The following is an 872-nucleotide window of genomic DNA, read 5'->3' as shown; positions in this document are numbered from 1 at the left end:
CGACGTTCCCCCGATTTTGAGTAGCGCGGCGATTTGGAGTTCAATCCCCAACGAGACGGAGATTGGACATGAAGAAGCGCTTTTCCGAAGAGCAGATCATTGGCTTCCTGCGTGAGGCAGAGGCCGGCATGGCGGTGAAAGAGCTGTGCCGCCGACACGGGTTTAGTGAGGCGTCCTACTACCTGTGGCGCAGCAAGTTTGGCGGCATGAGTGTGCCGGAGGCCAAGCGACTCAAGGAGCTGGAGGCGGAGAATGCCCGGCTGAAGAAGCTGCTGTCCGAGCAGTTGCTGGAGAACGACGTCATCAAGGACGCCCTACGAAAAAAGTGGTGAGCGCACCGGCGCGCAGGACGCTGGTGCGGCATTTAATGGAGCGCGGGCTCACAGAGAGGCGGGCACTGGCCGTGGTACGAATGAGCGCCAGCGCACTGCGCTATGTCCCGCGCCCCGATCGCAATGTCGAACTTCGCGAGCGGATCCTGGCGCTGGCACAGCGACACAAACGCTACGGCGTGGGGATGATCTACCTGAAGTTGCGGCAGGAGCAGTGGTCGGTGAATTACAAGCGGGTGGAACGCTTGTATCAGGAGGCCAAGTTGCAGGTGCGTCGGCGCAAGCGTAAGAAAGTGCTGCTGGGCGAGCGTCAACCGTTGCTGCGGCCGGAGGCAGCCAATCAGGTCTGGTCAATGGACTTCGTGTTCGATCGCACAGCCGAGGGTCGTGTAATCAAGGCGCTGACGATCGTCGACGATGCCACGCACGAGGCGGTAGCGATTGAGGTGGAGCGGGCGATCTCCGGCTACGGCGTGGCACGGGTGCTGGCCCGGCTGGCACTGACCCGAGGTCTGCCGCAGGTGATCCGGACCGACAACG

Annotated in this window: 1 pseudogene; it reads left to right on the top strand. The window is 62.0% G+C overall.

Going from position 1 to position 872, the window contains the following annotated elements:
- Positions 1-68 precede the first annotated feature (68 nt).
- Positions 69-872, top strand: a pseudogene (locus QMX78_RS21470) (IS3 family transposase); the annotation flags it as partial.

The sequence above is a fragment of the Stenotrophomonas sp. PS02298 genome, from assembly GCF_029959445.1.
Taxonomy (GTDB): Bacteria; Pseudomonadota; Gammaproteobacteria; order Xanthomonadales; family Xanthomonadaceae; genus Stenotrophomonas.
This window is presented reverse-complemented; position numbering and strand designations above follow the sequence as displayed.